10 protein-coding genes are annotated in these 13,241 nt (G+C 61.0%); 1 reads left to right on the plus strand and 9 read right to left on the minus strand.

Going from position 1 to position 13,241, the window contains the following annotated elements; genetic code table 11:
* Positions 1–15: 15 nt before the first annotated feature.
* From OPIT5_10200 to OPIT5_10210, 3 genes are read right to left on the minus strand one after another with little or no spacing between them, the layout of a single operon-like run.
* Positions 16–576: a hypothetical protein gene (locus OPIT5_10200; GenBank protein AHF94273.1), complete on the minus strand. Its 561-nt coding sequence runs from the start codon at positions 574–576 to the stop codon at positions 16–18.
* Between the two features lie 60 nt (positions 577–636).
* The gene (locus OPIT5_10205) at positions 637–1,551 is read right to left on the minus strand and encodes a hypothetical protein (GenBank protein ID AHF94274.1); all 915 of its coding nucleotides are present in this window, start codon (positions 1,549–1,551) and stop codon (positions 637–639) included.
* Positions 1,552–1,596: 45 nt separating this feature from the next.
* Positions 1,597–2,499, minus strand: a complete 903-nt coding sequence (locus tag OPIT5_10210) for a hypothetical protein (protein AHF94275.1) — start codon at positions 2,497–2,499, stop codon at positions 1,597–1,599.
* Positions 2,500–2,634: 135 nt separating this feature from the next.
* Here OPIT5_10210 and OPIT5_10215 point away from each other — a divergent pair, with 135 nt between their 5' ends.
* Positions 2,635–3,708, plus strand: coding sequence for a LacI family transcriptional regulator (locus OPIT5_10215; GenBank protein ID AHF90518.1), 1,074 nt, complete (start codon positions 2,635–2,637; stop codon positions 3,706–3,708).
* Between the two features lie 10 nt (positions 3,709–3,718).
* Here the strand turns inward: OPIT5_10215 and OPIT5_10220 are convergent, their stop codons facing one another.
* From OPIT5_10220 to OPIT5_10245, 6 genes are all read right to left on the minus strand, one after another.
* Entirely contained in the window at positions 3,719–3,940 is a 222-nt protein-coding gene (locus tag OPIT5_10220; protein ID AHF94276.1) for a hypothetical protein, read from the minus strand.
* Positions 3,941–4,217: 277 nt separating this feature from the next.
* On the minus strand, positions 4,218–6,002 hold the full coding sequence (locus OPIT5_10225; GenBank protein AHF90519.1) for an endo-beta-mannanase: 1,785 nt from the start codon (positions 6,000–6,002) through the stop codon (positions 4,218–4,220).
* 137 nt (positions 6,003–6,139) lie between these two features.
* Entirely contained in the window at positions 6,140–8,650 is a 2,511-nt protein-coding gene (locus tag OPIT5_10230) for a glycosyhydrolase (protein ID AHF90520.1), read from the minus strand.
* Positions 8,651–8,712: 62 nt separating this feature from the next.
* Positions 8,713–9,414, minus strand: a complete 702-nt coding sequence (locus tag OPIT5_10235; protein AHF90521.1) for a hypothetical protein — start codon at positions 9,412–9,414, stop codon at positions 8,713–8,715.
* Between the two features lie 183 nt (positions 9,415–9,597).
* The gene (locus OPIT5_10240) at positions 9,598–10,398 is read right to left on the minus strand and encodes a hypothetical protein (protein AHF94277.1); all 801 of its coding nucleotides are present in this window, start codon (positions 10,396–10,398) and stop codon (positions 9,598–9,600) included.
* A 73-nt stretch (positions 10,399–10,471) separates the two neighbouring features.
* Complete coding sequence (locus OPIT5_10245; protein AHF90522.1) at positions 10,472–13,234, minus strand: glycoside hydrolase family 38; 2,763 nt, start codon at positions 13,232–13,234, stop codon at positions 10,472–10,474.
* Positions 13,235–13,241 lie beyond the last annotated feature (7 nt).

Consider the following 13,241-nt stretch of genomic DNA (forward strand, 5'->3'; position numbering starts at 1 on the left):
AATGGGCGACAGGTGTTATCCGGAAACAGATTCGGTGGTAATGACGACCCTGGTCACGCGCGAGAACCAGCTTGGCTGCGCGATGGCGGGGGTGGCGCAATGCCAGTTGCGAAGTTCGATGACGCGGATGTTTTCGGAGGCATCGCAAGTCACGCTGCCGGTTTGCGCCTTGTTACGAACATCTTTTTGGAGCTCCGTCGCGAACAGTTGGAGCGAGGGGGTGTTCGTTCCGCCGAAGAGAGCGAGTTGGGGCGCGCCGTTCACGCCGTAAACGCCATCAAAGGTAAGGCTGACGCCGACAATGACTTCGCCTTGCGGCGCGCTCCAGGTGGCTCCGGCAAAGGTGGAGACGGGAACTTTCCAGTTGGCGTTCTTGTTGGAGATGCGAATCTGGTTTGTCTCTGCGGACTGGACGAAAAAGAGCTCGTTGTTGCCGGCTTTTTTCCATTCGGGAACACCGTTTGCGGGAGAAAACCAGTTTTCGGTTTGGGCATCGAAAACATACTCTGCGGCCGGCGAAAGACAGGCAGCGCAGAGGGAGAGCAGAAGCGAGGCGGTGATAGTGAGTTTTGTCATGGCGTATATGGGTGAGTGTGCGTAGGGCAGGTCGGACCTTGAGGGACGGACGGGAAGGGGCTACCAGGAGGCAAGCGGCCCCGGCAGGGGCTGGCTGTGAAGCAGAAAGTCCGTGAGGGTATTGCCGGGGTGGAGATGGGCCGTTTCCGCGATCCTTGCCAGGCGGCCGACGATTGCCGGCGGCGCTTCGATATCGCCGACGAGCGCGAACAGGTATTCGCCAGGGACAGATGCGCCATTGCCGGGGAGCCGGGCCGTTTGCATGCGCCCGCAACTTCCTTTTTCCAGAAGAAGGGCGATCGTATCCGAAAATCCATCAGGCGATGACCTGTCAGGAGCGTGGGCGTGCTGACCTCGTGCTTCGATCTGATCGACCAGCCGGGACCAGCAATGGCGGGCCAGCCTGCGCGCCCGCTGCCTGGCTCCGGAATTCCTGACCAGATCGAACATGCAGGAAACAACGATCAGGCTTGGGACATCCCCGGGTTGGAATTCCGTGGCCGCAACGAATTCGGGCAGTGTCGCCTGTCCATTTTTCTCCGCCGGATCCATGGTCTCGGCGCAGGCCAGAAAGAGGAGTTGGCGGAGGAGCTTTTCCGGATCAAGCCGCCGGTTCAGGGGGCCGCCGGTTTCCCGCAGGCGAAGAGTCGCGGTGATCTTCTGGAGCTCGGCCGGGATTTTCCGGAGCAAACTCCTGCCCAGACGTCGCCGCTGGCGCGACCATATCCAGAACAGCGCGAAATCCGCCCACACATCCTGGCAGGCAGGCTTGTTGTCTTCGAGCAGACGGCGGATGATCGCCTCCGCCCTCCCGAGCCGCGAATGTTCGCCCTGTTCGAGCAAGAGCAGCGCGTAAAAGAGCGACTCACGCACCCCGCATGACTCCGGGTCGAGCAGACCGGAAACGGGATCGAACGTCTGATCCCGGTTGCCGATGAGTGCGGCCAGGAATTGCTGTTTGCGGGATTCGATCATGAGTGCGCCACCGTTGGTAAAAACGTCCGGTGAATTCCATGTGATTCAGCGGGCACGAAAACGCAGGCGGCGGAGGATGATGACGGCGAGGGCCAAGGCTCCGCCGATGATTGCCCAGGTGGAGGGTTCCGGAATGAGACTGGAACCGTAGATGCGCACTTCGTAGATCATGGGGCCCTGGGAAGCTTCGTTGGCGTTTGCCAGTGTGGATACGTTGACGGAAAGACGCAGATCGACGTACTGGGCCACGATCGAATCTCCGCTGAACTGCAGCAACCCTGTCGCATCGGTATTGGCGGTGGTGGCCCAGGAAGCGGCATCCAGATCGGAGGTCTGAAGCGAAGAGCCATTGCCAAGGGAGTTTGCGAAGTAAACCTGTTGTGCGCCGGCCATCTTGTCGATCCGGTGGGATGTTCCGTCCGTGTAGACGACTTCGACCCCGGTGATGGTGTAGCTCGCACCCAGATCGAAAACGATGTCGAACGAGCCGGAAGCGGCGTTGCCGCTGGTAGCCGTAGTTTCGGTGACTCCGACGAAATACCCCACGTAATTTCCGCCCGTATCCTTGCCGGTATAATTGTACCTGTCGGTCAAGTCACCGCTGCCGATGCTGAATGCACTGGCGGACTGGAAGAGCGGATCGGTAACCTCCCTCACCGCGTCGACAGGACCCGAATTGCCGTTTTCACGAGCGTTGTCCGAAGGCGTCCCGGTACCGCTGAAATGCGGTGCTCCCGGATTAAAGGCGATGGTGAACGGTGTCACCGTCTGATAGTTGGCATCCGTAGTGACCCGGCTGTTGCCTCGGGCATAATAGGTGTAAGTCCCTGTCGAGCGGACTTCATCGAGCCCGAGCAGGTTTACGGAGGTCTGGGCGATGGCAGACGAAGCAAACACCGATGCCAGCAGGGTGCTGATGACATGGCGGTTCAGGATGGAGGATTTCATGTTTGGATGGGTTCTACGGGTTGGGTGCGGTCTCCGGGGAGCCGGAGTAACTGGGTGTCTTTCCCTTCAAGGATAAGTGCAGGATTGCAGCAATGCCGGTGGATCGTTACACGTAACGAAACCAAAATTCCCCCGATGAAAATCACCTCCTCCTCCGCCATTCAAAAGCCGGCGATGCCGCCGACCACTCGCGAGCTGGCTGCCGCGCTGGGCGTGAGTCACAACACGGTGGCGCGGGCGCTGCGCAATGATCCGGAAATCGCGCTCGCCACCAAAAACCGGATACTCAAGGCCGCCGAAGAGGCCGGCTACCGGATGAATCCCCTGGTGAGCGCGCTGATGAACCGGGTTCGCCGACGCGGAAAACTGGAGTCAAGCGGAGAAGTGATCGGGTTTCTCACCAGCTACACCCGCGAGGACCGGTGGCGGACACATCCGTCATTGAGCGAGCACTACAGGGGAGCTCACACACGGGCCGAGGAGCTGGGGTTTCAACTGGAACCGTTCTGGCTGGGAACGGGAGGCGTGGATTCCGCCCGGGTCGGACGGGTGTTGCGGGCGCGCGGGATTCGGGGTGCGATCATCGGGCCCGTGCTCGCGGACTATCATCCGTTTCGCCTCGACTGGGATCATCTTGCGGTGGTGGCCATCGGCGCCGGATTCCGGCAGGTGCCGGTTCACCGGATCACGCATCACCAGACCACGGGGATGCAGACGTGTTATGCGCACTTGCGGCAGTTTGGTTATAAAAGAATCGGCTTCGTAAGTCACCTGTCCGACGATTCCCGCATCCATCATCTGTGGCGCGCCGGTTATCTGGCGGCACAGCAGGTGCATGGCGGCGACCGCCTGGAGATTTTTTTCACGGGGAGTTACGAGGAGTCCGAACCTGTCCGGAGCTGGTTGAAGCGTGAAAAACCGGATGCGGTCATCGGGACGTGGGTTCATCCCATGTTGCAGGAGTTGCAAGTGAGGATTCCGGAACGGTTGGGGTTTGCCAGCCTCGACATCATGAGAGCGCAACTGGGCCAGCTCGCCGGCATCTGGCAGGACAACGAACGCATCGGAGCAGTGGCGATGGATTTGCTGGCAGGGCAGATTTACCGCAACGAAACCTCGCTGCCGAAGACCCCGACCCTGACCCACATGGAGGGGACGTGGATGGACGGACCGACCGTGCGACGGCAGCCAGGCAGGCGATCACCATAACGGAAGACGCTCACGACGCAGTTACCGGAATCTGTATCACGGGAAGATGAGAGCCGGAAGCAAGGCGCCCTGTCCTGATTTCACCGGGCACAAGCGACGCCTCGACCGGCAGCGTGACCAGTTGGCCGCAAAGGCAGATGGGCTCCATGGGCATCGTCGAAACATTCTGCAAACGAAGCTCCAGCGTGTTGTTTTCCTGCAACGTGAGCGCGAGGAGGTGCAAGTCCAGCAAAGAGATTTAACCTGTCCTCTACTGCGCCCCCCCCAAGGCTGTTCAATTTCGAGAACCGTGCTCATGGCAAAAACGATGTGGAGATTCTTCTTTTTTAGCGACAGGGGAAACAGGATAGAACTTTGATTTACCTGTCCCTTTTAGTTCCTTTAATCTCGTGTTGCCATCGATTTCGGCATCCCCGCCGGTCCTGAAAGTGAGACAGCGTTAACTTGTTTGCCATCAGATCCCCGATGGCAGCAACCTGTTCGCAGGCGCGTGGGAAAAATATCAAAAGTTAACGCGCGACCCCTTCGGATTGATCTTTGGTGAGCAGGGCGGCGTACCAGGCACTCCATGACGCTTCCTGCGTCTGCCTGTCCGGCCATTGGGACAAAAAGGAGGCTTCCACATCTGCCAGAACGCTGGTGACGCAACCGGCTCCCACTCTATGGCGAAGCACCAAGGGAGATCCTTCGTTATCTGTCATCAGGATTTGGGCGCCACGAGGCTCGATGCGCACACGCATGCCCCGGAGGAAACATGTAAACTCGTATGGGCCTTCATCTGTTGCGGTGATCGCAGGCGTTGCTGCGCGGTAATCGGCAATCTCTGCGCCGACAAGCCGGCTCATGGCTTGTGCCCAATTGACCGGATCAGGGGCGTGCCAGAGAAGCTGCCCGCCTTGCTCCACCCAACTATGGAGCTCCTTGATTTCATCCAAACCGGTAAAAACTCCCGTAATGATGATACGTTCGACTTCGGATGGAGACGGAAGAGGCTGGTCGCCACGTACAATGCCGACGTGTTCCTCTGCCGATTGCAGGAGATGGTGGGCCAGGATCAGACGACGTGAGGTCTCGCGCGGCTCATTACCGGGATTTCGGTGGTTATTGCGATGATAGTAATGGCGCGGCCAATACAGATGCACCGTGGGGGCATCCTCGGCTGAGTGGTCGAGCTGTTCGCATGCGGTGAGGACCTTGAGGGCGCGCTGAGTTTCAGCTCGGGCAAATTCGACAAAGTATTCCAGCCCTTTCTTCACCCGGCCTTCGATGTCCACGAGTCCGAGCTCACTTTCGAAATTGTTTTTGATGTAGGGATGCAACGGTGCGGGAATGTCCTTGAAACACCACCACAAATAACCATTGGCTCCGGCCTCACGGCATGCGGGCAGAATGGCGCGCAGGTACGCATCTGTATGGGGAGCCGCAGCGCGTGACGTGAGAATGGTGCCAAATTCCTGTAACAGGACCGGACCAAAGGCCCGGGCGCATTTCACATAAAACGGCAGCAATGACCGGGTGAGTGGATCGGCCAGCCCGCTGCCTTGCACCGGATGCCAGTTGGGCACCGGGTAGCCGTGCATGGTGAGCACATCAATGCCGGGCTGGGCCGGATTGGGAACCATTCGTGGCGCGGGTGTCCCACCCGCAGAGTAGCACGGGCTGCTTCCGCCCAAACGCCAGCCCGTATCCGCGATTACCTGCTGGTGATCGCAGCCGGAAAGAATCAACGCTTCGGGCAACACCTCGCGGATGGCTCCTGTCATGCGCCGGCACCATTCATGCACTTGGGCCGGAGTTGCGGCGGAGCAGTCCGGGAGCGCATCCAGCTCGTTGCCCAGATCGATGCCGCAAAGATGTGTCGCAAACGGCTTCAGGTGAGTGGTGATGGTGCGTGCATAGGCGGCGCCACGCTCGATCATCACAGGATCAGAGAAAAGATTCTGTGTATCCGATTTCCAGGGAGGCCAGAAAATGCCGCCGCTCATCCAGCCGACGAACAGGCTGGGCTGGGGGCGCAGGCCGCGTTCCCCGCATGCGTCCAGGAGGCGCAGCAAGCGCGAGAGCATGGTGGCATCGTATTCGCCGGGGCGCGGTTCAAAGTCCGGCCAGCGAACAAAGAAACGCACGGTGTTGAAACCGAGTGAGGCCATGAGATCGAGATCGGAAAAGATCTCATCCTCCGGCCATGCCTGCCACATCTCCACGCCGCAGGAGGCAGGCCAGTAGTTGGCCCCGACGGGGATGAAACGGGCGCCTGCGGCGTCACGAAAGTAACCGGAAGAATCGATGGTCATGCAAGTGTGCAACCATGGACGTGCAGGCGATGGAGGCGAGAACTGGTATCGCAGGAGGGATGACAAGCGAAGGGCCCCGAAAGGACGAACAGGGGGCGAAGGGATGATTCCATCGGAGTGATCCGGGTTCCTGCGGTCTATTGGCCAATGAGATAAAAGTCGCTGACCTCAATGGCGTTTTCGTCGGTTTTGCCGTTCATGCCCAGTGACAGCTTGTGCAACTGGCGACCAAGCGGCGCATTGTCCGCGTCGGGTTTCAACCACGCGGACAAAGGCACGCAGGCCACATGCCACTTGCCGTCAGCGGGGATGAGTCTGGACGTCGTAAAATTCTGCGCTCCCTCCTGGTCCCACGACATCAAACGCACTTCCGCCGCCTGCTCGCACCGGGCGCGCAACAACACGCCCGTCACACGGTCAAGCTCCACCTCCTGCGGAATGGAAAATCTCGGATACGCCCAGCGGTCACCCTTCGAGAATTTTACCCTGTATCCCCACTTCGCCTCGGGCGATATTTTACCCCAGATTATCCGCCCGTTGGCGTTGGCCTGCCAGCGATGAGTTTCCGCAATCGGGAGAGTGAATTGATACGGGTTTTGCGCCAGATACTGTTCGAGACCGAGCGAAGGAATGAAGTCCACCGCGACCGGCGCGACACGTCCGCCGTCGCCATCATGCGTTGCCTTGACCACAAACGAATGCACGCCATCCGAACGCGCGGGCAGCTTTAGCGGGTCTATGTTGAACACCGCATCCTTGAACGAATGCGGCTCGATCACCACCGCCTCGCCCGCGGCGCCATCGTGGAGCGCGTTGTGTGAAAGGGAGACTTCGTGCGGCTTGCCGGACAAATTGTTGACGCGCACAGTTACGGGAATTGCCAGGCCCGCGCCTTCTTCCGCCTCCGGCGGCAATATGTAGCCGCGCACAACCGCCGTGATCTTGCTCGCGTCCAGATCAAGCGAGGGTTGCAACACGATTGGCGAAACATCCGGCAAGGGAGGGGGGGGAGAGTTTGCGATTTTCGTCAAACGCATCGCCTCCGTCCGTGTATCCAGATACGGCGCGATGGCGCTTTTTCCGGCGATCACGTAAACAAGTCCATCGGGAACCGGAACCTCCACCTGCCCCCGGCCTGAAGAAACGGGGAGAAGCGCGCGGCCATCCACGCCCAGGGCAGACTTCACGGCAAAGGGCAGCGTGACTGCCGCACCCTCCGCAACGTCGCCCGTATAAACGATCACAAGCACCTCGTCCGCAATTGCCGGAGTTTTGTCAAAAACCCGGATTTTGCGGACGTTTTTGTTTCCGGGAATATCAGGAAGGGCGAGGTCGCCCGCATAGGAAGTTTGCGCGAGGAGGCGCGAGGCCGCCGCTGCCGCCGCGGTGGAACGCAACGGCAAACCCCGTTCGTCCGTCATGCCAAAATTATTATAGCCGTGTTCATTATAGGCCGGATACACGAACGGGAACCAGCCTGCGACGCCGCAGGCGCGGCTTTCCACACCCTGCATCGCAAACACACAGGCGTTTTCCTGCTGCTGCGAACGCGCCGCCGCATCACCATTGCTGCCATTCCACGGCTGGCCGATTTCCGTCAGCCACACCGGTTTGCTTTCGTGGCCGTATTCGCGCAGCCAGTCACGCACTTCCGTGATCTTTTTCTCAATGCCAAGGGCGTCGCCGTAATGGTGAAAGCTGATGAAGTCACTTTCGTCCAGCAGACCGTTGCGGGCGCACTGCGAGAGGTAGTCGGGAGTCAGATACGCGAATACGCCGCCGCCGATGGGCGTGCTCACATTCGCGGTTCGCAGCGCGTAACGGACGGCCTTGACAAGCGGCGTGTATTGGTCGCCGGGCTGCAAGTCGCCGAAGGAGAGGTTGGGTTCGTTCCAGATTTCAATCGCGCCCCAATAACGTTCCCAGCGTTTGCCGATGACCGACCACGAGCGCGCGCTTTCTACAAGGTCTTGCGGGAATTTTTTGTTTTGTCCGCGTCCGAGCCATGCGGGGGCGTCGTGAAACATTTCCAGAATTTTCACGCCCGCCGTCTCGTAGGCGCGGCGCGTGGTTTCGTAGGCGCGGTCGGTTTCCCAATCAAACCGCCCCGGCGCCGGATGCAGCCCGGCCCACGAAAGGCGTTCGCGGGCGAGTCCGCCGGGCAGTGCTTGTGCGAGGGTGTTGATGCGCGCGGGGCGATTGTCCTGCCGCGGCACGAGCCACGAAAACGCTGTGTCAGCGGAAAAGAAATACGGCGTGTTTTTATCCGTCGCATCCGCCGGTTTCGGCGGCAGGCGCAGAAAGGTGAACGAGTGACTCCGGGGTTTGGTCGATGACGCGTTCCCCTCTGTTGCGGCGGCGGGAGAGGGGGAGAGGGTTGCGTCCAACTCATAAAAACCCGCGGCAAGGTTTTGGGTGGAGACGGCAAAGCGCCCGTCGTCGCCGGTCTTGATTTGTTCGGTGCGGAGTGTCGCGCCGGTGTAGTCCCTTATCGTGCAGGAAACAACCGTGGCGGACGGGGCGTCGTGGAATCGCAGCGGGAGGTCGGCGCCGGCCTGGGATGATGGGAAAAAATCCGTGAGATCGGAGGGTTGCAGCGCGTTCGCGGCCGGGAGGACGGCAAGCGTCGTGAACGAGGCGACAAGCAAAGCGGTGACGGGAAGTTTTCTTGAGGTTGTAATGCTTTTTAATGACATCATGGAAGTGTATTTCATGGCTGCACTTCGGGGTCGGTCGTTTTTACCAGATAGTAATTCAGGCCGTTTTTGGCGACCGCCTCAACGTGTCCGTCAACAAACAGCACGTTGTCTTTGCCCTTATGCCACAGGGCGGGGGAATCCTGGTAAAGGGTGGTGCTGAAGCGCACCGAAGGGTCGCCCGAACCGCTGTCCATCACGAGCGCGGTGATGCTCGGTTTGTCGAATGCCGACAGCGCGCGGCCGACGGTGTTGCTGCCAAACGAGTTCATCGTGTAGGAATACGGATTGGCGGACGCGAGGTCGAAATCGGGTTTGCCCGGACACAGGAAAACCCCGAGCGCAACGAGTCGTTTGTTGGCGTCGGTGTCGCCGCCTTTCCGGTTTTCGAGATAGGGGTTGAGGTAGTATTGCCACATGTTTTTCGGCCACTCCTCACTGGGTTTTGCGGCGGGCAGCAGGCCCTTGTACTCTTCGGCGTGGAGGCGCATTGCCACGCCGATTTGTCGCAGGTTGCTCACACACGCTGCCGCTCGCGCCGTCTTCCGAACCGCCCCGACCGTGGGCACGATAATCGCGGCCAGAATGCCGATGATCGCAATGACCGTGAGCAATTCGATCAGGGTGAATCCATCGCGGACGCTGGCACCGGATGTCGTATGAGGGGGAACGTAAACGGAGCGCTTCGAGGGTTTGGGGAGTGTTATCTTTGTCATTTTGTTTGATGCCTGATTTTCCGGAAGAACAAATGCTGGCCAGGGGAACAGGGGGGGGCGGCGGGGGCATGGCACGGGCATCATGATTTCGATGCCCGTGCAAACAATGAATGGTCAGCGGGCAGTCGGAAAGTGGAGTGGAGGCAAGGCGGTTACCCGAGTGGATGCGAAGCGGAGGGAAAACTATTCCCGCAACTGACGGGAACGGATTTTTTGCATAATGATGAACAAGCCGATCAGTCCTCCCATGGCGACTACAGCGGTGGCGGGTTCGGGAATGGCGGTGGTGATGGACTGAACAATAAAGTTGTCCACGGTCGATGCGCCCACCTCCGTCGAGGCTTGCGCATTAATTCTGAAGGCGGCCGCGCCGACCGCGGGGTTGGTCAAGGTGAGGGCCACCACCGACGCAACCGGTGCGCCATTGATGTAAACGGTGGCCGTCCTGGCGATGGTATCGTATTCCAGACCCAGAGTGTAAGAGGCAGTGGCGGAAAAATCTGCGATTGTGCCGTGTGTTATTTCGGTAGGGCCGTTTTGGCATAGATACCAGGTGCCGTTGCTTCTGAGATAAACCATGACGGGGTTGGTGGGCACAAAGAAGTCATTATCCCCCGTCTGGAAACCAACGCCCACCCACTCGGCGGAACCCACAATTACATCGGCCTGCACTCGTATTTTTTCAGTGGGTGCCGCAATGATAATGCGCCCTCCGGAAGAGGTTCCCTGTGAAGGAATCGTAATGCTTTCAGTATCCGTAAACACGCTGCCGGAAATCCATTGATTCGCGCCGGCGGTGTCGGGGAGGGTGTTGCCGAGAATCGTTCCGCTAGTGCGGCCGGAGAAGTGGTCTTCTACCACGGTGGTGATGACTGTCTGCGAAACCGCCGGGAACGGAATTAGTGCCAGACTGGACAGAAGGAAAACCGTTTTGAGCGGTCGCATGCAGAGGGTGATTGAGGACAATTTGCCGGGAATTTTCATGACGGATGTGTGTGTTGATTGTTGGGTTGGAGGAAAAGGGGGAGACAGGTTTGAGAAGATCAGAGGGAAGCCATCACCCTGTTGCGCAGTGGATGGCCTCCCGGCGATCGGTCGCCGGAACGAGGCGCCGAGTGGTGATTTCACCGGGCGCGATGCTGCCGAGATTGAGAAGCGTCTGCTGATTCAAGAAGCGGACGGTTGCGGTAGGGATCGGCAGATCGGAAGTGTTTTGCAGACGGAGCTCGAGCGTCGGCGCAACAGAATTGGAGGATGAATGGATGAGTGTGGTGGAGTCGGTCGATGTGAGCGCGAGAAGGCGAAGGGCGGGGTTGTCGATTTCCAGAAAAAAGCCATGAGATGGAAGTCGAGAACCCTGAACAGGCGAATGCGAGGGGACGGTGAGAATGACGGGCGGTTCTTCCAGTTCGTCGGCGAGGCGGGGGAGCGCGGCGAGGTCGGGCGTAAGGAGGGCGCGGAAGACGTGCTCGCCGAGGTCGGCGCAGGGTTGCCAGGGGCGTTCGGACGGGGCGCGGTTGACGTCGCTGCCGTAGCGCGAGGTGCGGGCGATGGTGGCGCGGAGTTCGTCCTGCGTGGTGTCGAAGCCGTAAAGGGCGTTGCTCGCAAAACCGACGGCGGAAGGAGTGCCTTCGACACCGGCGCGCACCCAGCGGCCTCCGGGAACCTCGCCGCAGGGCGCGCGGCGGACGGTGCCGCCGGGGACGGCAAACTCGGCTTCGCCGTTCGCACCGGTTGCCGGGATGACAAGCTTCATGCGCACGCCGCGGTCGGCGAGGAAGGCGCGGGCGCGAAGCTCGATGTGTTCGCCGTTGGAAGTCGTATAGAGCGTGAGTTCGAGGGTGCTGCGATGGTTTTGGCCGGCGAAGCGGACCCAGGTGGCGTGACGCAGGGGACCGGTTTCGAGAACGGCGGTATCGGCAATCGTGAGACGTTCGAGTTCGTTGGTGAGAAACCAGGAATCGGGCTCTTCGCGCATGCCGCCCCACGCGCCCCAGGTGTCGGCGTAGAGGCGGACCTGCAGGCCGGCGGGGAGCCAGGGAGTGGCGGTGCCGTCGGGCGCGTTTCGGGTGAAGTGTACGGCAGGAGAGCCGATGGCTGCGGAACAAACAAACACTGAACGCTGAACATTTAACACTGAACGCTCAATGGGGCGACGCTGCGCGTCGTCGGCGGGCGGGACGCCCGCGCCACTTCCGAGCGGGTCGAGCCCCATCTGCAGCAGCGTCCAGCCCATGGGCGGAACCTCGACCGGAACCACGGCGCGGCGACGCCAGAGCAGATCGACCATGCTGTCATTTTCCTCGGGGATGAGCTGGAAGGGCAGCGGCTTCCCGGTAGCGGCTTCGGTGACGGCGACCGGCGCCTTGTCGTGTGCTCCCGGATACGTCCAGATCGGGCGGTAATCGAGCGACACCTCGACCTCGACATGTTTTTGCAGAGGCCAAGGATGCGGGTTCCAGATCAGGACCGGTTGCGGCAACGGATGATCGTCCGGCACGGGCCAGGCGCCGGCGCGGGTGTCGATGCGCGAAGCGAGCGCGGTGAGCGCGGCGGTCTCGGCGCGCTGCGCCCCGGTGAGGACGGAGCCGAGCTGGGCGAGCTGGTCGTCGTAGGCGCGTTCGATGGCGGAGCCGGGGAGGATGTCGTGAAAGGCGTTGAACAGCAGCGTGTCCCAGGCGGGGGTGAGCGTGGCACAGGCATCCTGCCCGTGGGTTTTCGTGGCATGGCCATCCTGGCCATGTTGCCCGGAATCATGGGCTGGAAGCCCATGACACTTCACGGGCAGGAGCCCGTGCCACCTGCCACCTGCCGCCAGCGCCGCCGCCGTGCGCTCGGCGCGGAGAAGGGCGGCCTCGGCGCGGCGGTACGTGTATTTGAAACGCGCTACGGAGGCGGAGCAGCCGCGCAGGCAGAAATTGAGTTCGCCCTCGTGCGTGTCGATGAAATCGTCGCCCCGCCAGGCAAGCTCGGCACGGAGGTCGGCAAAGAGAGCGTGCAGGCCGGAATGTTTTACGCAGACCTCGGGGTGAGCGTCGGCCCAGGCGCGGATCTCGCGGAGGTGGGCGCGGGAGGGACCGCCGCCGTGGTTGCCGAGCCCGTAGAACAGGGCGACGGTTTGCAACCCTTCGGTTTCGGCGCGGGCCAGGCAGGCGTCGAGACGCTGGCCGAGGTTGGCGCGTTCGCTGGCATACCAGCCGTCATGCGGGCGATAAGCGAGGATGCGGGCGCCGCTGCGACCCCGCCACCAGAATGCCTGCTGGCGCAGGGGCAGGATTTTTTGCTGCGGACGCGTGAAGGCGAAGCTCTCCATGCCGGCGGCGGCGAGGATGTCGGGCAGGCCGGCGGAGTGGCCGAAGGAATCCGCCGCCCAGGCTGCGGTGACCTCGACGCCGAATTTTTCCCGGAAGTAGCGTTTGCCGCGCACGAACTGGCGCAGGAGGGCTTCGGTGGACGGCAGGTTGGTGTCGGGCTGAATCCAGTTGCCGCCGACAATGTCCCAGCGACCGGCCGCAACGTGCTCGCGGATTTCGGCAAAAAGGTCAGGTGCGTGGCGCTCGATGGTGTCGTAGATGGCCGCCTCGCCGCGGATGAAACGGAATTCGGGAAACTCGCGCAGCATCGCCGACATGGCGCGGCAGGTCGCGATGCCTTCGTTCATGCCCTCGCGCCAGTCCCAGAGCCACACGGGGTCGAGGTGCGCGCTGCCGATCAGGTGCAGCGTGGTGGTGACGGTGGCCGCGGAATTCACTCCGGACGGGACCGGCCGCGCTTTCGCGGCAGGCAACGGGGTGTCGAGCAGGGGGGAGGCACTGGGCATGGCAGGC

Source organism: Opitutaceae bacterium TAV5, from assembly GCA_000242935.3.
Taxonomy (GTDB): Bacteria; Verrucomicrobiota; Verrucomicrobiia; order Opitutales; family Opitutaceae; genus Geminisphaera.

Coding starts and splice junctions, on each gene's coding strand:
- OPIT5_10215 (AHF90518.1), top strand. CDS start 2,635: ATGAAAATCACCTCCTCCTCCGCCATTCAAAAGCCGGCGATGCCGCCG.
- OPIT5_10225 (AHF90519.1), bottom strand. CDS start 6,002: ATGACCATCGATTCTTCCGGTTACTTTCGTGACGCCGCAGGCGCCCGT.
- OPIT5_10205 (AHF94274.1), bottom strand. CDS start 1,551: ATGATCGAATCCCGCAAACAGCAATTCCTGGCCGCACTCATCGGCAAC.
- OPIT5_10200 (AHF94273.1), bottom strand. CDS start 576: ATGACAAAACTCACTATCACCGCCTCGCTTCTGCTCTCCCTCTGCGCT.
- OPIT5_10245 (AHF90522.1), bottom strand. CDS start 13,234: ATGCCCAGTGCCTCCCCCCTGCTCGACACCCCGTTGCCTGCCGCGAAA.
- OPIT5_10240 (AHF94277.1), bottom strand. CDS start 10,398: ATGAAAATTCCCGGCAAATTGTCCTCAATCACCCTCTGCATGCGACCG.
- OPIT5_10235 (AHF90521.1), bottom strand. CDS start 9,414: ATGACAAAGATAACACTCCCCAAACCCTCGAAGCGCTCCGTTTACGTT.
- OPIT5_10210 (AHF94275.1), bottom strand. CDS start 2,499: ATGAAATCCTCCATCCTGAACCGCCATGTCATCAGCACCCTGCTGGCA.